General features: G+C 67.1%; 20 protein-coding genes. 7 read left to right on the top strand and 13 right to left on the bottom strand.

Annotation, left to right across the window (positions count from 1 at the left end):
- Positions 1–2: 2 nt before the first annotated feature.
- Genes ABD808_RS34770 through ABD808_RS34760 form a run of 3 tightly spaced genes read right to left on the bottom strand, consistent with a single transcriptional unit; the run spans position 3 to position 2772 of the window.
- The gene (locus ABD808_RS34770; protein WP_344906467.1) at positions 3–1163 is read right to left on the bottom strand and encodes a glycosyltransferase family 4 protein; all 1161 of its coding nucleotides are present in this window, start codon (positions 1161–1163) and stop codon (positions 3–5) included.
- Positions 1160–2119: an NAD-dependent epimerase/dehydratase family protein gene (locus ABD808_RS34765; protein WP_344906464.1), complete on the bottom strand. Its 960-nt coding sequence runs from the start codon at positions 2117–2119 to the stop codon at positions 1160–1162. Before ABD808_RS34765 ends, ABD808_RS34770 begins: the two co-directional genes overlap by 4 nt.
- On the bottom strand, positions 2071–2772 hold the full coding sequence (locus tag ABD808_RS34760) for a TetR/AcrR family transcriptional regulator (RefSeq protein WP_344906461.1): 702 nt from the start codon (positions 2770–2772) through the stop codon (positions 2071–2073). Before ABD808_RS34760 ends, ABD808_RS34765 begins: the two co-directional genes overlap by 49 nt.
- A 122-nt stretch (positions 2773–2894) precedes the next feature.
- On the opposite strand from ABD808_RS34760, the gene ABD808_RS34755 reads away from it, so the two are divergent.
- The gene (locus ABD808_RS34755; RefSeq protein WP_344906458.1) at positions 2895–3485 is read left to right on the top strand and encodes an isochorismatase family protein; all 591 of its coding nucleotides are present in this window, start codon (positions 2895–2897) and stop codon (positions 3483–3485) included.
- The gene (locus ABD808_RS34750) at positions 3482–3952 is read left to right on the top strand and encodes a cupin domain-containing protein (protein ID WP_344906455.1); all 471 of its coding nucleotides are present in this window, start codon (positions 3482–3484) and stop codon (positions 3950–3952) included. The genes ABD808_RS34755 and ABD808_RS34750 overlap by 4 nt, the downstream gene beginning before the upstream one ends.
- A 29-nt stretch (positions 3953–3981) precedes the next feature.
- Here ABD808_RS34750 and ABD808_RS34745 read toward each other — a convergent pair whose 3' ends face one another.
- Entirely contained in the window at positions 3982–4821 is an 840-nt protein-coding gene (locus tag ABD808_RS34745; protein WP_344906453.1) for an SAM-dependent methyltransferase, read from the bottom strand.
- Positions 4822–4968: 147 nt separating this feature from the next.
- Between ABD808_RS34745 and ABD808_RS34740 the strand changes: the two genes are divergently transcribed.
- Positions 4969–5145, top strand: a complete 177-nt coding sequence (locus ABD808_RS34740; protein ID WP_344906450.1) for a ribbon-helix-helix domain-containing protein — start codon at positions 4969–4971, stop codon at positions 5143–5145.
- 1 nt (position 5146) lies between these two features.
- A complete protein-coding gene (locus tag ABD808_RS34735) occupies positions 5147–5491 on the top strand; it encodes a VOC family protein (RefSeq protein ID WP_344906447.1) in 345 nt (114 codons plus the stop codon).
- A 3-nt stretch (positions 5492–5494) separates the two neighbouring features.
- Here ABD808_RS34735 and ABD808_RS34730 read toward each other — a convergent pair whose 3' ends face one another.
- The 5 genes from ABD808_RS34730 to ABD808_RS34710 form a co-directional block, all read right to left on the bottom strand.
- Positions 5495–7138: an ABC-F family ATP-binding cassette domain-containing protein gene (locus ABD808_RS34730; RefSeq protein WP_344906444.1), complete on the bottom strand. Its 1644-nt coding sequence runs from the start codon at positions 7136–7138 to the stop codon at positions 5495–5497.
- Between the two features lie 76 nt (positions 7139–7214).
- Entirely contained in the window at positions 7215–8597 is a 1383-nt protein-coding gene (locus ABD808_RS34725) for a Fic family protein (RefSeq protein ID WP_344906441.1), read from the bottom strand.
- 509 nt (positions 8598–9106) lie between these two features.
- Positions 9107–9304, bottom strand: coding sequence for a DUF397 domain-containing protein (locus ABD808_RS34720; RefSeq protein ID WP_344906705.1), 198 nt, complete (start codon positions 9302–9304; stop codon positions 9107–9109).
- Positions 9305–9306: 2 nt separating this feature from the next.
- Entirely contained in the window at positions 9307–9516 is a 210-nt protein-coding gene (locus ABD808_RS34715; protein WP_344906438.1) for a DUF397 domain-containing protein, read from the bottom strand.
- Positions 9513–10337, bottom strand: coding sequence for a DUF5753 domain-containing protein (locus ABD808_RS34710; protein ID WP_344906435.1), 825 nt, complete (start codon positions 10335–10337; stop codon positions 9513–9515). Before ABD808_RS34710 ends, ABD808_RS34715 begins: the two co-directional genes overlap by 4 nt.
- A gap of 250 nt (positions 10338–10587) precedes the next feature.
- Between ABD808_RS34710 and ABD808_RS34705 the strand changes: the two genes are divergently transcribed.
- A complete protein-coding gene (locus tag ABD808_RS34705; RefSeq protein WP_344906432.1) occupies positions 10588–10716 on the top strand; it encodes a hypothetical protein in 129 nt (42 codons plus the stop codon).
- Between the two features lie 80 nt (positions 10717–10796).
- Here ABD808_RS34705 and ABD808_RS34700 read toward each other — a convergent pair whose 3' ends face one another.
- The 3 genes from ABD808_RS34700 to ABD808_RS34690 all read right to left on the bottom strand — a co-directional run bounded on the left by ABD808_RS34700 (position 10797) and on the right by ABD808_RS34690 (position 13049).
- Positions 10797–11144 (bottom strand): hypothetical protein, encoded by a 348-nt coding sequence (locus ABD808_RS34700; RefSeq protein ID WP_344906429.1) that lies wholly within the window; start codon positions 11142–11144, stop codon positions 10797–10799.
- Positions 11141–11551, bottom strand: coding sequence for a protein-L-isoaspartate O-methyltransferase family protein (locus ABD808_RS34695; RefSeq protein WP_344906426.1), 411 nt, complete (start codon positions 11549–11551; stop codon positions 11141–11143). Before ABD808_RS34695 ends, ABD808_RS34700 begins: the two co-directional genes overlap by 4 nt.
- A gap of 460 nt (positions 11552–12011) precedes the next feature.
- Positions 12012–13049 (bottom strand): uroporphyrinogen decarboxylase/cobalamine-independent methonine synthase family protein, encoded by a 1038-nt coding sequence (locus ABD808_RS34690; protein ID WP_344906423.1) that lies wholly within the window; start codon positions 13047–13049, stop codon positions 12012–12014.
- Positions 13050–13179: 130 nt separating this feature from the next.
- On the opposite strand from ABD808_RS34690, the gene ABD808_RS34685 reads away from it, so the two are divergent.
- A complete protein-coding gene (locus ABD808_RS34685) occupies positions 13180–13743 on the top strand; it encodes a PadR family transcriptional regulator (protein ID WP_344906420.1) in 564 nt (187 codons plus the stop codon).
- Positions 13744–13748: 5 nt separating this feature from the next.
- Positions 13749–14735, top strand: a complete 987-nt coding sequence (locus ABD808_RS34680; RefSeq protein ID WP_344906417.1) for a glycoside hydrolase family protein — start codon at positions 13749–13751, stop codon at positions 14733–14735.
- Here ABD808_RS34680 and ABD808_RS34675 read toward each other — a convergent pair.
- Complete coding sequence (locus ABD808_RS34675; protein WP_344906415.1) at positions 14725–16419, bottom strand: proline--tRNA ligase; 1695 nt, start codon at positions 16417–16419, stop codon at positions 14725–14727. The two genes, ABD808_RS34680 and ABD808_RS34675, sit on opposite strands and share 11 nt — an antisense overlap.
- Positions 16420–16444: the final 25 nt, after the last annotated feature.

Raw genomic sequence — 16444 nt, 5'->3', positions numbered from 1 at the left:
CCCTAAAGCTCCGTCGGCGCGATCGTACGGTAGACCTCTGCCAGTCGGGCCCTTGACCGTGCCCAGGTCAGATGTTCCTCAATGTGCTCACGTCCTTGGCGGCCCATCGCGGCGGTCTCGTCCGGGTACTCCAGCAGGATCCGGACGGCCCGCGCCAGTTCGGCGGGACGGTCGGCGGGGACGAGCCGCCCGTGCACGCCGTCCACCATCAGTTCCCGCACAGCGGGTAGGTCGGAAGCCACCACCGGAACGCCCGCCGCCATGGACTCGATGACCTTCAACGGCGCACAGCCCTGGTCGAGATTGCGGGCGCAGCCGGTCAACGGCGCCACGGACACTTCCGCATGCGCGAGCCATGCCGCCACCTCGTGGTGCGGCAACGTGAATCGCCAGTCGATCCGGTCGGCGATCCCGAGCCGCTCCGCCAGCCGCCGCACCGGCTTCGCCCGCCGTTCCGGGACGGACGCGCATACGACGAGCCGCAGATCGTCCAGATCGGCGAGCCTCGCGAACGCGCGCATCAACACGTCCAACCCCTGCCAGGGCTGCAACGCCCCGACATAGACCAGATAACGCTCGGGCGCACCCTCGGGGCGTTCCTTTCGTTCGGCGACCTCCGCCCCGTTCGGCACCAGATGGATCTTGGTGTCCGGAACGCCGAGCTGTTCGACGGCCGCGCCGATCACCCGCGACGGCACCACGACCGCGTTGCTGCGTTCCAGGCAGAACCGCTCCAGCTCCCGGACCTTGGCGAGCGTCCCCGGCGCGGCCCACGGCCAGGTGTGCGACATCTCGATCGACGGGAGCCCGTTGACCTCGTACACCACCCGGTGGCGGCGCCCGTCGGCCACCGCTGGCAGCGCGCTCCACGGGTCGCGGACGTGGCAGATTTCCAGAGTGTCTCGATGCGGTTCCAGATGGGCCGCGACCCACTTGGAGAACTCTTCGGCCCTGTCGATGAGGTTCGGCACCTGCGCGTCGAACCGTGCGACCTCCCGCGTCCCCTCCCGCTGGTAGCGGGGGAGGCCGCCGCCACCGAGCACGGCCAGCAGCCCGCCGCCGAACCCGTGGAACAGCTCGTCGGCCATCTGCGCGATGTGCACCGCCGACCCCTTGCTGGACGGGAACCGGTCGAACGCGACATAGGCGGCCCTGTGCTTCATCCGACCCGCACCTCCCGCAGCGTCCGGTGCCACGCGATCTGGTCGGCGAGGCCCGCCGCGAGATCGGTCGTGGCCGTCCAGCCGAGCAGCCGCCGGGCGCGGTCGGTGTCGGCCCAGGTCCGCGCGGCGTCACCGGCCACCGGCGCCTCCCGCCTGACCTCCGCCCGGACGCCCAGCACGCCGGTGAGCAGCGCGATCGCGTCCGTCACCGTGACCGGTTCGGCGTGGCCGACGTTGATGACGACCCCGGGCGGAAGGTCCTCGGCCGAGGCCGCCAGCGTCGCCGCGACGACGTCCCGGACATGCGTGAACGATCGAGAGCTGCGTCCATCTCCGAACACCGGCAGGGGCCGCCCGTCCAGGGCCGCCTCCGCGAACCGGTGGAAAGCCATGTCGGGACGCTGCCGTGGCCCGTACACCGAGAAGTATCTGAGCAGGACCGTCCGCAGCCCATCCCGCGCGGCCACCCTCGCCAGCCGCTCCACCTCGACCTTGCTGACCGCGTACGGGCTCACCGGGCTCGGCGGATCGTCCTCCCGGTTCGGTCGCGGCCCCGCCGACCCGTACACCGACGAACTCGACGCCACGACGACCCGTGGCCCGCGCCGCTCCGGCCGCTCCATGCAGGCGGCCAGCAACCGCCGCGTCGCGAGGACGTTGTCGCGTTCGGCGACGGCACGTCCCGCACCCCACGAGTCGCGCACGCCGGGCCGTCCCGCCAGGTGGACGACCACGTCAGCGGCGGCCACGGCGGACAGGTCGGCCACCGCCAGATCGGCCTCCATGGCGACGACACCCGGCCGCGCCGTGACCTCGGCCCACGTCCGCCACGCCAGCTCCGGGGTCGGCGACCGTCCGGGCACGTCGACGGCGAGCACCTCATGCCCGGCGGCCGAGAACGCGTCGGTCACATGGCTCCCGATGAACCCCGCCGCGCCCGTGACTGCCACCCGCATCCGGGCACTTTATCCATCAATGGCGGCGTTGCGGGCGAAGCGCCTTCGATGTCGTCCTGCCTGATGGGAGGCCCCGGGACGGCGCCGTCCGATGCCAGCGAGTTCAGGAAGAGCGCGATCTGCCGCCGCACCATCCGCGGCCAGTCCGGACCATAGGAGAGGGGCTGCGTGATGAGCGCGGCGAACGCGATGACGTCGGTGGCGTTGACGTCCGCCCGGATGCTCCCGTCCGCCCGGCCCCGATCGAGATGGTCGTTCAGCCGCCGGTCGATCGTCGCCCGCGCCCGCACGGCCTCCGGGGTCATCAGCGGGGGCGCGCCGTGCAGTGGCAGGACGAGTTGATCCCCCACCGCGAAGCACCGCGCGAGGTACTCGCCGACCGAGTCCAGCCCCGTGCCGCCCGTTCCGTCGATCTCCGCCAGGATGCCGACGAGCAGGTCATAGGCGCGGTGTTCGAGGTCGTGCATGAGCGCCTGCCGGTCGGCGTACCTCCGGTACAGGGTGCCGATCCCGACGCCCGCCTCGGCGGCGATGGTGGCGAGCGGGACGTCCCGTCCCTCCCGGAGCATCACGGTGACGGCGGCGGCGAGCAGCCGCTCCCGGTTGGCCTCGGCGTCCCGGCGCGGTCGTCGCCCGCGTCCCCCCTCGGTCATCGAGCCTCTCTCACCTGCTGACGGTCGTCGCGGACCAACGGTAGTCGAGCACCGGGAATCACCCGGCACCCTCGCACGTTAAAGCGGACGAAATCTTCCGCTTTACCCGAAGGGAAGCCCCCATGGCACTCGACCTCTTCACCCCCGAGGACACAGCGGTCGTCCTCATCGACCACCAGACCGGCATCCTGAGCTGGGTGCGCTCGTTCGACTTGGACGAGCTCAAGGCGAACGTGCTGGCGCTCGCCAAGGCCGCGAAGGCGCTGGACATGCCCCTGGTCCTGACCACGTCCCTCGAAGAACGCGCGCAGGGCCCGCTGCTCCCGGACTTCGCCGAGATCGCCCCCGTGGAGACCGAGAACCGCATCCGCCGCCAGGGCGTCGTCAACCCCATGGACGACCCCGCTTTCGAGGCCGCCGTGAAGGCCACCGGCCGCCGCAACCTGATCGTCGCCGGGGTGACCAACGACGTCTGCACTGTCTACCCGACGTTGAGCGCCGTCCAGGACGGGTATCGGGTCCGGGTCGTCGCCGACGCGGGCGGCTCGATGACCAGGCTGGCCGACGACATCGCCCTGCGGCGCATGGAGAACGCGGGGGCCGTCATCGCCTCGACCAACATGGTCCTCACCGAACTGGCGGGCGACTGGACGTCCCCGACCGGGCAGAAGCTCATTCCCATCGTCGGCGCCCTCATTCCCGAAGGAGCATGATGTCCATCCCGTACCTGGCGCAGCGCGAGCAGCAGCAGAAGCTCGAATGGCTCGACGGCGGCGTCTTCTCCGTCCTGCTGGACGCCGCCGCCACCGACGGCCAACTGACCGTAGGCCGTTTCGAGGTCGCGAAGGGCGAGGCCCCGCCCTTCCACATGCACACCCGTGAGGACGAGGTCTTCATGCTGATCAAGGGCAGCGCCCTGCTGTGGGCCGGGGACGAGGAGATGGAGCTGTCCGAGGGCGGCATCGTCTACCTGCCGCGCAACATTCCGCACGGCTACCGCGTCACGTCCGACCGGGCCGACCTGCTCATGATGGCGACGCCCGGCGGCATCGAGGGGATGTTCCGCCAGGCCGGACGCGACCTGTCCACCCCGAGGCCGGACGGTTTCGAGATCTCCAAGGAGGCCCTGTCGGCGGCGGCCGACGCGTACGGCCAGGTAATCGTCGGCCCACCGCGCTGACCCGGTGCCCGCGGACGTCCTCGTCCCCGCTAGGGCTTGCGGGCCACCGCGCCATAGCCGTGGACGTGCGCGGCCTCGTCCTCCGGCCGCCACGCCGAGATGGAGACGACGCCCGGCTCGACCTTCTCCAGACCGTCGAAGTAACCGTTCACCTGGTCGATGGTGCGCAGGTTGTAGGGGAGCGTCCCGGACTCGGCGTACTTCTCCGTACTGAGCCGGGCCTCCTCGGACGTGTCCGTGCAGTCCCACAGGACCAGGAAGCTGCCCGACGGCACACCCGCCATCGTGTCGACCACGACCTGCCGCGCGACCTCGTAGTCCGGGCAGAAGCCCAGCACGCCCATGAACATCACCGCGATCGGACGGTCGAAGTCCAGCACCTTGGCGGCCTCGTCCAGAATGCGCAGAGGATCGTGGAAATCGGCGTCGAGATAGCCGGTGATCCCCTCCGGCGCGGTTCCGCGCATCAGGGCGCGCGCGTGGACAAGAACCATGGGGTCGTTGTCGACGTACAGGACGCGGGCGTCGGGAGCGACCTGCTGGGCGACCTGGTGGGTGTTGGACTCGGTGGGCAACCCGGCGCCGATGTCCAGAAAATTGCGGATGCTCTCCTCCGCCGCCAGGTACCGCACGGCGCGGCTCAGGAACTGGCGGCCCTGCCTCGCCTGCCGGATGAGTTCCGGGTTCAGCGCGGCCGTGGCGTCCCCGACGATCCGGTCGACCTCGTAGTTGTCCTTGCCGCCGAGCCAGTAGTTCCACGTCCGCGCGGGCGAGGCGATGTCGGTACGGAACCGCGCCTGCGCGTCTTCGGGCAGGTGGGGGGTGTGATTCGAGGACGAGCCGCCGGAAGTGGCACCGGATGGGGGCATAGTCGACTCCTCGAAATGGTCTGGCCGCCTGTGGAAGATCCTACTTTTTCCTTGGCATGCCGCGTGAATCCCCACCGAACCCTGTCGGGAGCGTCAACCACCACACTGACTAGTTTTCTACCAAGCTAGGATGCTAGCATTCAGGTCATGGGTGGTGCAGAGGTCAAGCAGTTCAACGTGTACCTGCCGGTCGACCTGATCAGGCAGGTCAAGCATCACGCCATCGAAACGGGTTCGTCCCTGTCGGCGCTGGTTGCCGAGGCGTTGCGCGCTTACCTGGACGCACCCGGGCAACAAGAGCGATCAAGAGAAGGGGATGAGTGACATGACCGAAGGAATCGAGGCCGTGTTCCTGGAGACCCACAACTTCGGCAAGGCCGCCGGGTTCTTCCAGGCGCTGGGCTACGAGCTGGAGTTCGAGACCGACCACGCCTCCGGGATGCTCCGCAACGGCGACGGCCCGTACGTTTTCATCTCCGAGATCCCGCAGGACCGCGAACCGCAGACCCAGATCGCCTTCAAGGTCGCCGACGCGGACGTGTTCCGCCCGGCCGCCCCGCTCGTCGAGGTCGTCACCCCGTTCGAGGACACCCACTACGGGACCAGGGAGATGACCGTCCGCGACCCCGACGGCCGAGTCTGGAGCCTCCAGGCGCCCCTGAAGAAGTGACGCCTACCTGGGACGGGCGACCCGGGCCTCGTCCCAGACAGGTTCCACGGACTCGTAGACGGAACCGTCCGCGCCGAACACCAGGAACCGGTCGAACGACCGCGCGAACCAACGGTCATGGGTCACCGACAGGACGGTGCCCTCATATGACTCCAGGCCCTCCTGGAGAGCCTCGGCGCTGGCCAGATCCAGGTTGTCGGTGGGCTCGTCCAAGAGCAGGAGCGTGGCGCCGCCCAACTCCAGAAGCAGGATTTGCAGACGAGCCTGCTGGCCACCCGACAGCGTCTCGAAGGGCTGCTCGGCACACACGTTGAGTTCGTACCGGGCGAGATCGTTCATCGCGTCATTGCGCAGCCGAGCATGCTCCGTCATGACGATCTCGCACGGCGTCCGCCCGGCCAGATCAGGACGAGCATGCGTCTGCGCGAACAACCCGGGAACGACCCGGGCACCGAGCCGCGCCGTCCCAGCATGGGCCACCGGCGCCACCGAGATCGCGCCACGCGGCAGAACCTCGGCAATAGCAGCCAGCAGCCGCAGGAAATGCGACTTCCCAGACCCGTTAGAACCCAGAACGGCGACACGCTCGCCGTACCAGACCTCAGTATCAAAGGGCTTCATCAACCCGGTCAGCTCAAGGTTCTCGCAGATCACCGCCCGCTTACCGGTGCGCCCGCCCCGCAGCCGCATCCGCAGACTCTGATCACGCGGCGGCAGCTCGGGCGGCCCCGCCTCCTCGAACTTCCGAAGCCGCGTCTGCGCCGCCCGATACCGCGACGCGAACCCGTCGTTGACGGCGGCCTTGATCCGAAGCGTGTTGACAAGCTCCTTCAGCTTCGCGTGCTCCTCATCCCACCGCCGCCGCAGCTCCTCCAACCGCTCAATGCGATCACGCCGAGCAGCGGCGTAACCGGCGAACCGTCCACCGTGAACCCAGACCTTCCCGGCTTCCACGGTCACGATGCGATCAGCGGACCGATCGAGAAGCTCTCGGTCGTGGGAAACGAGAAGCACGGTCTTGGACGTCTCCCGAAGCCTCTCCTCAAGCCACCGTTTCCCTGGCACGTCGAGATAGTTGTCCGGCTCGTCCAGAAGAAGAACCTGGTCGGGGCCGCGAAGAAGCGCCTCCAAAGCGAGCCGCTTCTGCTCACCACCCGAAAGCGTCCTCACCTCACGCCACCGGCAGGAGTCATACGGCATCCCCAGCGCCGCGACGCAACAGGCGTCCCACAGGACCTCGATCTCGTACCCGCCCGCGTCGCCCCATCCAGAAAGAGCGGTGGCGTACCGAAGCTGGGTCGGCTCGTCGTCCCGCTCCATCATCGCCAGCTCGGCCGCCTCAACGACGGCCGCCGCCTCCCGAACCCGAGGCGGCGCGACCGACAACAGCAGGTCGTGGACGGACGAGTCGTCCCGCATCCCACCGATGAACTGGCGCATCACACCAAGCCCACCGCTGTGCGCGACCGTCCCCTCCTGCGGAGCGACGTCCCCCGCGATCAACCGAAGCAACGTCGTCTTCCCGGCCCCGTTCGGACCCACGAGCGCGGAGACGACACCGTCCCCAACCCGAAACGACACGTCGTCCAGCAGAACACGACCGTCCGGCAACGTATGCCGCACATGCCCAACCTCAACGTGTCCCATGGACCCGAGTCTCGAAAGTGATCGCCGTCCCGTCAAACGAATTTCCGCGCCCCGCGCCGTGCAAGGCGCACTCGGGTCAGCCGAGCGACGAGGTGAATTTGTAAAGCGCCGCCGCTAGGCTTGCGTTGAGAACCTCGACAACGTCATCCCAGTGCGTCTCGGGGGAGTCACTGTAGATCCAAGTCACGGTCTCGGTGGGAGAAGAGATCACGACGCGTTCCGCGTCCTGCTTGGCTGCCTCGTCCTCGTCCCGGCTCAAAATCTCACCGTACACGGTTAGAGCCAGAACACCGGTTTCGCCTCGGCCCACCTTTTGGATGAAGACCAGGAATCTCAACTCCTGACCCAAGGCGAATAGCAGAAGCCTCGTCCACCATACCCCGGACTGCGTATTGGCGAAGAAATCAACACTCCGCGCCGCCTGGACGACTTGCCGGTGCCAGAACCTGGCTCGTTCGTCCGGGGGTGCCGCGCTCTGGTGTGTTGCCTGGGAATCGCAGTCGATCCCGGACAGAATGTTCTTGAACTGCTGGGACGCGTTCTCGATCCATGCTTCGACGCGCTGTTGGACGCCGGTGGCGAGTCTCTCCGTCTTGCGGGCGCGCTCCGCCGCTCCCGTCTCCATCTGGAGGCTGCGAAGTCGCTCGACTCCGGCTTCCAGGACGGCGACGGCGCCGCCGGTCATCTCGCCTTCCCCCAACGCTGTGGGAGGACGCTCAAGCTCGCTGCGGAGGGCTGCTATCTCCAGTTCTGCAAAGAAGCGGACGAGAGGACGAAGGTCTCCTTCGTTCGCCGAATCAAGGCAGCGCAAGTACCGGTTGCGTTCCCTGCGATCCACGACCAGAGGGGCAAGATCTTCTTTTAGCAGCCCAAGGAGGGTCAAGCATCTGGCCACTCGCCCGTTCCCATCCTCGAAAGGATGGATTCGCACAAACCGGTGATGTAGCCAGGCGGCGCGGGTCAGGGGAGGTGAGGATTCCGTTTCTTTGTACAGCCTGACCAGCTCGTCCATCTGGACTGCAACGTGATCGGGTGGGGTGTATTCCAGCTTCGAGCCGTCAGGCCGTGTGACGTGATTTGGCTGGGTCTTCCATTCCCCATGATGAAGCGTAGCTGGGAAGGTCATCCCTGTGGGTCCCGTTGCAGTGTAAGTAGCCTGCTGTCGAGTGAGCACCACATGAAGGTCCTTGATCAAGGAAACCGACACATCGCGACCATCGCGAGCCGCCTGAGTAAGGAGTTTCAGGGCGTCGTACTGTGACCGGATTATTTCCAGCACATCTTCGGAGACCTCGCCGTTGACACGCGCGGCTGCATCTGCGGTGAGACCTTCGGCGACGAGCGCCTCCGTGACTCCCCAGTCAACATCGTAGAGCCGTTCGATGATTCCCGTTTCAATTGCGTGCCGTCGCATCGAACGTTGTCGGGCTTTCTGAAAGGCGGCGTCGTTCGCGGACACCACTCTCCGCCAAGCACCTTGGAGGGCCTGAACAGACTCAAGCACCGAGGTGAGGTCACCGTTGAGATGCCGCAAGGGTTCCACGTCACACCAAGGAGAGTCAGGCATTTTCATATGGACAGGCTATCCCCCTTGAGGGCTGCGCGGCGCAGGCTCGTTCGGGAGGGGCACAGTTGGCCGCTTCGGGCAGAATCGCCCCCGATCCACCAGTTTCTGGACTACGCCGGATAGCGTCCTGAGTTCACGTCAGCAACCGGGTGCAATGGGGATCCCGAGGGTGACGGTGCAGGACATGCCTCAGAGCTCCTCAACGTAGCCGCTCACATTGGGCACCCCAGAGTGTGGTGGCGTGGTGGACCGCGTCCTACCCCGCGCCCCTCGCGGGGGCGTCGGTCCGTCGTGGGCCATCCTCGGGTGACCCGAGAGGGCCTGGGAGGTTTTCAACTCGCCATCTGCTTGCCGCCCGGCCAGCACGAGCGGCTAGTCCGTGACGTCCGTCTTCCTCCGCGTCAGCCGCTGAGGTTGTGTTGGTCGACCTTGATTTGGGACGCGAGGATGCGCCAAGCGGTGGTGGTGACGGCGAGGACGGGCCCGCCCGGGTTCTTGGAGTCGCGGACAACGATGGCGGGGGAGAAAACCGCGACTTCGACGCATGCTCCGCCTCCGTGACCACTATGGCTGCTCTTGCGCCACTGGGCCGTGCTTATGGTCAGCCTCCGAGATCGTGTCGGTCGGCCTTGATCTGGGTGGTGAAGGTGCGCCAGGCGGCGGCGGAGAAGGCGAGTCTGGGTCCCTCGGGGTCCTTGGAGTCCCGGACGCCGATCATGGGTGCGAGGTTGGACACCTCGACGCACGATCCCCCCTCGTGGCCGCTGTAAGTGCTCTTGCGCCACTCGACTGACGGCTTCCGTGAGTTCACAACGTCTCCATCATCTGCTTGATCTGGTTCCGCGATGCCTTACCGTGAGGCAGCGCGTGCCCCTGAAGCGAGCTGTACCGCTCAAGATACTCGCCGACCCGGGCGGGTTCTTCGATCAGCAGTCCAATACCGGCCGACTCCACATAGGCCGCGTTGGCGCCGTCCTCGAAGCCGAGAACGTAAAAGCTTCCCGTGAGTCCCACGTGGTAGCCGATTTCCTTTGGGATTACTGTCACCATGACGTTCTCGAGTTCGCTCAGTTCCAGGAGGTGCTGGAACTGAGCCTTCATGATGGCGGGGCTTCCGATGATTCGGTGCAGCGCGAACTCATCGACGGCGAACCATGCGCTTACCGGGTTCGGGCGGGTGAGGATCTCCTTTCGCTTCATCCGGTCCGCCACCAGCTCGTCGACGGATTTCCCCGCTGAGTAGGCGCCGATCATTGCGCGCGCGTAGTCTTCGGTCTGCAGGATCCCGTTGACCAGCGCAAGCTCGAAGTTGCGCACCGAGCGGGCCTCGTTCTCGCGCTTGACGTAGGCAGTGAAGCCGGGCGGCAGTGTCGAGATGTGGCGCGTTTCTACGATCCGTTTGCGAAGTCGGCCGAACAGGCCCTCGGTCGTGAAGTAGGTGTCGAGGGCCTCCGCGAATTCCTGGGAGGGCAGGTTCTTGCACAGCTCGACCTGGCCGAGGTAGGAGTCGGCGAAGCCCAGGACCTCGGCGAGTGCCTTCTTGGTGAGTTCGGCGTGCGTTCTCCGCCACTCCAGTTCCTCCGCGAAATTGGTGACGGCAGGTGCCTCGTAAGGTTCGGACTGAGCGGGCATGGCTGTCCTCCGGGGAGTTCGCACCTTGTTGAAAGGTGCGGTCGATCTTGGAAATGGGGCCGCAGCGGTGGTGGTTGGTTGATTTCATTGCGTGGCTTGGCATGTCAGGCTGAATACGAAATCGGAAGGCGGGATGAGTAGCGAAAGGTCGGGGATGGACACGCGAGGGCAGGACGAAACGGAACTGCGGCGGTTGCGGGCTGACTTCGGCGGGTAGCGGGTCTGGCGGGCGGTGAAGCGGGACGGCGGCTTGGGGGAGTGGGTCGCGAGCCTGCACGACCCTCGGGCCGGGGTCGAGCCGACGCTCATGTTCCCCACGGCGCCGCTGCTGCGGGACGCCTTGGTCAGGCAGGCCGAGACGGCTCGTTTCAGACGATGAGCTGGTGATGGGCGCCGCTCATCACCGTTGGGCGCGGCACGGCTGGTGGACATCCCCCCAGGTTCATCGGCCGTGTCGCCTCAGCCCTGGGAATAGGTGAGAGTCTGGCCCGACGCGGTCACCGTCATGTGGAGGTCGTCGTGGCATTCGATGGCCCGCTGGTCGACCGGTGACAGGCCCTGGCCGCGCAAGGGCATGAACGATGCCGTGCCGTTCATCCCGCCCGAGGCGACTCCCGCTGAAACGGTGAGGACCAGCAGTGCCCATCTGTGCCCCTCACCCGTGTAGGGGGTCACGATCAGCCCTTCGTCGATGCATTGCTCCACCCATGTGTAGGGGATGTTGCGGGCCGCCGCCGTGGAGAGCACTCGATCGAATGGTGCGTGGTCGACCGCTCCTTTCTCGCCGTCGCCGGTGAGGACGATCACGTTCGGATGCCCTGCCCTGCCCTGCGCAGGTTGGCGCGGGCGCGGTCGGCGATCGCGGGGTCGATCTCTACGGAGATCACCTCGGCGCCGAGGGCGTCCAGGCACGCCGCGTTCCAGCCCGTCCCTGTCCCGATTTCGAGTACCCGCATGCCCGGCGTCACCTTCAGCGCCGCGATCATGCTCGCCATGACCAGGGGGCTGGACGATGACGACCTCGGCCAGGTGTTCTTCTTGAGTTCGGTCGTTATCGAATCCTCGGATGTCACCAGTAGTTCCCACTTGGTGAGGTCATCGTGACGGGACACGCGTACCCATTCGCCGTCTTCGACGACCCAGACATCATCAGGGACGAACGTACGACGGTCGACCGGTGGCAGTTGAGGGAAGATGACTGGGCTCTCCGTCATGCGTTTCCGCTCCCGTTGCAGGTGGGGCACGTCTTTTCCTCGACTCCCTTTCCTTTGTGGCCGTCTGCCGAGAGCGGGATCTTGCCCGTCCCGCCGCAGGTTCCGCACGAATTGGTCTTTCCGTGCTTGCCTATCCGCGTGCACCCCTCCTTGATCGTTTGTGCTCTGGTGGTCGATGGCGTTCTGGGGACCACTGTGCCATCACCTCGAGATCTGGGGAAGTGTTTTTGTGGCTGGAGTTTAAAGCGATCTTGACAATGGAGAATATTGTCCTATTTGAGTTTCTGTGCCCAGTGCCGCCCTGCCCGAAGATGCCCAATACTGCCCGTCGAGAAGGGTGCCTAGGTGAGGTGGGATGGAATTCAAAGGCGCTTGATGGTTCTGGCAATGGTGTGGGGGAGGTGGGCATGCGTAGGCCCTCCGGAACGGGGCTGTGTTCCGGAGGGCCTGGTGGTGCGGGTTACAGACCTAGTTCCTTGGCGGCCAGGGCTGTGCCTTGGATGCGGGCGGCGATTTTCGCGAAGGCGGTCTCTCGGGAGGTGGAGGTGTCGTCGGCGTAGGGCGCGAAGCCGGAGTCGTCGCAGGTGCCGAGGCGGTCTGCGGGGAGGTGTCGGGCGGCGGTCAGGACCCGGTCGCGGACCTGCTCGGGCGTCTCTACGGCGGGGTCGATCGGGTCGATGACGCCGATGAAGACGCGGGCGTCGGCGGGCAGGTGCTCGGCGATGATGCTGAGGGCACGGTCGGGGTCGCTTTCACTGGCCATCTGGAGGTAGAAGGCCCCGGCCCTGAGTTGGAGCAGCTTCGGCAGCAGGTCGGCGTAGTCGACGTCGAGGCTGTGCGTGGAGTCCTGGTCGGCGCCGGGGGAGCTTTGGACGCCGACGCGGGCGCGTTCTTCGCTGGAGAAGCGTTCCAGCACCTGGTTGTTGAGCGTGATGAAGTTGTCCAGCAGACTCCCGGACGGGTCCAGCTTGAGCGACAGCCGCGCTTCGGTGAAGTCGAGTTGGACGACGTGCGCCCCGGCGTCCAGGCAGGCGCGGATGTCGGCTTCGGCCTCGCTGGCCAGGTCGTCCAGGAACGCCTTGACCGGATATCCGTCGATGCCTTCGGGCGGATACAACAGGCTCAGCATCGACGGTGCGATCACCGCCTGTTTGACGGGCACGCTCGCTTGGCTTTGCGCCGTCTTCAGGTAGTCCACGGCGCGATGGGTGTAGCGGAACGGCCCTTCGGTCAGCCGGGGCAGTTGCCGCTGGTGCCCGTCGGCGTACGGGATCACCGCGCCGTCTGGGGAGAGGCTCGACAGTCCCGCGATCGGGTAGGTGGCGAAATTCGGCTTGGCCTGCTCGCCGTCGGTCACCACCGGCGAGCCCGTCTCCTCCAGACGCTGGATGGTCTCGCGGACGGCACGCCCGGTGGCGGCGGACAGCTCCGAGGGCGGGGCGGCCAGCAGTTCGAGCGGGCGGGGGATGCTGCCGATTGGCTCAGTGGGTATAGGCATACGGCCAGCCTATGGACACTCACGGCATGTGAGTAGTGACTTTAAGTTACCAAATTCTCACCGCCGCCCCGAAGTGGCGGCCGAGCGCCTGCGATGGCATATGCCCGTATACGACTGATATTATACGGGTATGCCATTGAATGCGGTGGACAATCCGCTGGCCCTGCGGCTGCTCGGGCTCCTGGTGGAGCAGCCGAGGCACCAGTACGCGCTGGCGGTCGCGCTCAAGGAGCGCTATCCGTACGTGAACGCCAAGAGCGGCTCGGTCTACACGCTCGTACGGTCGTTGGAGGTCGCCGGGTGGGTGGCCCCGACAGAGGTCGAGCAGGTCGGCAACCGTCCGACGCGTACCGTCTACGCCCTGACCGAGCAGGGCTGGGACGTCTTCAGGGAGCGGGTGCGGCGGCAGATCCGCGAGGCCAAGGTCACCACTTCGGCGTTCGTGGACGCCCTGGCCTATCTCGGCGCGCTCGACCCCGCCGAGGCCCCGGACGTGCTGCGCGAGCGGCAGGCGTCCGTGGAGGAGCGGATCACGGAGTTGGAGCAGGCGGCCGGTCGCGGCCCGATGGAGATCACCATGATCGAGGTCGACTTCGTCCTGTACCAGCTGCGTTCGGAGGCGGAATGGCTCCGCGCGCTGATCACGCGCATCGACGACGGCGAACTGGCGTGGCCGGGGACGGAGCGGACATGAGCGGATTGACGTACGGCATCTACGCGGCCGGTCAGGTGGCCACCACCGTGGGCCCGCCGGACGATCCCAACGCCATCGACGACCTGGTCACCCGGTTGAGCGGTGGAAGGCCATTCGTCGTCCGCGAGTATCTGCATTTCCTCGGGACGCCTGCGGACCCGGAGAAGGTCCGGGTTTTGGAGCCCGAACGGCGGATGCGCGAGTTGACCATGCCCGACGAGTGGTACACGGCAGGAAATCGTCGGCTCGACTTGGTCCTGTGTTACCTGCCCGTCGAGCGCGACGTTGACGGCTGGCTGGACTTCATTGGGCAGGCGGTTCGGCGGTATGGGGCCGTCGCCCGGCTTCTGCAAATCACCCTGGAGCCGAATTTCAAGCTGCCCTGGATCGACGGCAGTTCGCCCGGCGTCCTCGATGCCCTCATCGCCGGGACGCGTCATGCCCGCCGCCTGCTCGACGCGGCCGGGCATCGTGACGTTCGGCTTGGGTTCTCCGTGGCCGAGCCGCCCGAGTTCCTCGGCGGTGACGAAGAGTTCTGGGCGCACCTGGAGGCGCTCTCACCTGCGGATTTCGCGGCCCATGTCGATTACATGGGGCTCGGGCTCTATCCGGACGCCTTCTCTCCCGTCCCGAAGTCCGCCGTGGCCGGGCTTACCGAGCATGCGCTGAGGCAACTGCGTGAGCAGAACATGCCTCGCGCGCACCTCGGCCCGGACGTGCCGATCCACGTCGCTGAGAACGGCACTCCCACGGGGACCGATCGCACAGCAGACGATCAGGCCGACCGGCTCGGCATCATGATCCGGACGGTGGCCGCCACCGCCGCGCGCCTCAACGTCACCCACCACGAACTGTTCGGTCTGCGGGACGCCGACTCCACTCGTCCCGAGCCGATGTCCCAGTTCGGGCTGACCAGCAGTGGCTATCAGCCCAAGCCCGCCTTTGACCTCTGTCGCAAGCTGATCGGCGAAGGTGGGCCGTCTATGCGGTGAGAAGGGTTTGGAGGTGCGTGAGGACGGAGTCCAAGGGGAGTTTGGTGGTTTCGGCGGTGGTGCGGGTCGTTACTTCGGCGGTGCCTTCGGCCAGGCCGCGACGGCCGATGGTGACGCGGAAGGGGATGCCGGTCAGTTCTACGTCGCGGAATTTGACGCCCGCTCGTTCGGCGCGGTCGTCGATTACCGTTTCGATGCCCTCTGAGCGCAGGGCCTGGTAGATGGTTTCGGCGGCTTCGGCCACGGCCGGGTCGTCTGATTGGGCGGGGACGACGGCCACCTGGAACGGGGCCACCGAGAGGGGCCAGACGATGCCTCGGTCGTCGTGGTGGGTCTCGACTATCGCGGCCATGGCGCGTTCTATGCCGATGCCGTAGCTGCCCATGATCACTGGGACGCGGCGGCCGTCCGGGGCCAGGACCTCGGCGCCGAGGGCGCGGGCGTAGCGGTCGCCGAGTTTGAAGATGTGGCCGACCTCTATGGCGCGGCGGATCTCCAGGCGTTCGCCGCAGCGGACGCAGCGCTGGCCCGCCGTGACCTCGCGCAGGTCGGCCCACAGGCCGACGTCGATGTCGCGGTCCACATCGACGCCGCGCAGGTGGACGTCGTCGGTGTTGGCGCCGGTGAACATGTCGCGGCGGCCGCGCAGCGCCTCGTCCGCGATCACCGGGAGCGACACGCCCACCGCGCCGAGGCTGCCAGGAAGAGCGCCCAGGGCGTCCTGGATCTCGGAAGGGTCGGCGGGACGGACGTCGGTGGCGCCCGTCGCGTCCCTCAGCTTCTGCTCGTTGAGGGGATGGTCGCCGCGGAGCAGGACGAGCGTGAGCGTGCCGTCCAGGATGTGGACGAGTGTCTTGATCTGTCGCTCGCCGGGGGCATCGTAGGCGACCAGATCGTCGATCGTGCGGACGCCGGGGGTGTCGAAGCGTTCGGGGGAGGGGAGGCCGGGGGCGTCGGACGTGGCGGGGAGGACGGACGTCGCGCGTTCGATGTTGGCCGCGTATCCGCAGCCGGGGCAGTGGACGACGAAGTCCTCCCCGACGTCGGACGGGCACATGAACTCGGTCGAGTCGGAGCCGCCCATCGCCCCGCTGGACGCCTCGCACGGCAGCGCCGCGATGCCGAGCCGCTCGAAGATGCGCGTGTAGGCGCCCTGGTAGGCGTTGAAGGAGGCGTCCAGGCCGGGAAGGTCGGCGTCGAAGCTGTAGGCGTCCTTCATGGTGAACTCGCGTGTCCGCATGAGGCCGCCCTTGGGGCGCGGCTCGTCCCGGAACTTCGTCTGGAACTGGTACCATTGCTGCGGCAGCTGCCGGTAGGAGTTCAGTTCCCGCGCGACCGTCACGAAGATCTCCTCGTGGGTCATGCCGAGGGCGTGGTCGGCGCCGCGCCGGTCCTGGAGGCGGAACATCTCCTGGCCCATCAGGTCCCAGCGGCCGGAGCGCTTCCACGGCTCGGCCGGGTGCAGGGCGGGCAGCAGCATCTCCTGCGCGCCGATCGCCTCCATCTCCTCCCGGACGATCGCGATGACCTTCGCCCGGACGCGGACGGCCAACGGCAACAGCGAGTAGTGCCCGGCGGTGAGCTGCCGGATGTAGCCCGCGCGCAGCAACAGCCGGTGGCTTGGGGCGTCCGCCTCCGCCGGGTCGTCGCGGAGCGTGGGGGCGAACATCTGGGACCAGCGCATCCCGCGAGGGTAGCGAAGCGACCGT

The sequence above is a fragment of the Actinomadura meridiana genome (genome assembly GCF_039537545.1).
In the GTDB taxonomy this organism is placed as follows: domain Bacteria; phylum Actinomycetota; class Actinomycetes; order Streptosporangiales; family Streptosporangiaceae; genus Spirillospora; species Spirillospora meridiana.
This window is presented reverse-complemented; position numbering and strand designations above follow the sequence as displayed.

Excerpts from the sequence above, each read along its gene's own strand:
- ABD808_RS34735 (WP_344906447.1), top strand. The coding sequence starts at position 5,147 with ATGACCGAAGGAATCGAGGCCGTGTTCCTGGAGACCCACAACTTCGGC.
- ABD808_RS34690 (WP_344906423.1), bottom strand. The coding sequence starts at position 13,049 with ATGCCTATACCCACTGAGCCAATCGGCAGCATCCCCCGCCCGCTCGAA.
- ABD808_RS34765 (WP_344906464.1), bottom strand. The coding sequence starts at position 2,119 with ATGCGGGTGGCAGTCACGGGCGCGGCGGGGTTCATCGGGAGCCATGTG.
- ABD808_RS34750 (WP_344906455.1), top strand. The coding sequence starts at position 3,482 with ATGATGTCCATCCCGTACCTGGCGCAGCGCGAGCAGCAGCAGAAGCTC.
- ABD808_RS34755 (WP_344906458.1), top strand. The coding sequence starts at position 2,895 with ATGGCACTCGACCTCTTCACCCCCGAGGACACAGCGGTCGTCCTCATC.
- ABD808_RS34730 (WP_344906444.1), bottom strand. The coding sequence starts at position 7,138 with ATGGGACACGTTGAGGTTGGGCATGTGCGGCATACGTTGCCGGACGGT.
- ABD808_RS34770 (WP_344906467.1), bottom strand. The coding sequence starts at position 1,163 with ATGAAGCACAGGGCCGCCTATGTCGCGTTCGACCGGTTCCCGTCCAGC.
- ABD808_RS34745 (WP_344906453.1), bottom strand. The coding sequence starts at position 4,821 with ATGCCCCCATCCGGTGCCACTTCCGGCGGCTCGTCCTCGAATCACACC.
- ABD808_RS34695 (WP_344906426.1), bottom strand. The coding sequence starts at position 11,551 with ATGACGGAGAGCCCAGTCATCTTCCCTCAACTGCCACCGGTCGACCGT.
- ABD808_RS34675 (WP_344906415.1), bottom strand. The coding sequence starts at position 16,419 with ATGCGCTGGTCCCAGATGTTCGCCCCCACGCTCCGCGACGACCCGGCG.
- ABD808_RS34685 (WP_344906420.1), top strand. The coding sequence starts at position 13,180 with ATGCCATTGAATGCGGTGGACAATCCGCTGGCCCTGCGGCTGCTCGGG.
- ABD808_RS34740 (WP_344906450.1), top strand. The coding sequence starts at position 4,969 with ATGGGTGGTGCAGAGGTCAAGCAGTTCAACGTGTACCTGCCGGTCGAC.
- ABD808_RS34710 (WP_344906435.1), bottom strand. The coding sequence starts at position 10,337 with ATGCCCGCTCAGTCCGAACCTTACGAGGCACCTGCCGTCACCAATTTC.
- ABD808_RS34760 (WP_344906461.1), bottom strand. The coding sequence starts at position 2,772 with ATGACCGAGGGGGGACGCGGGCGACGACCGCGCCGGGACGCCGAGGCC.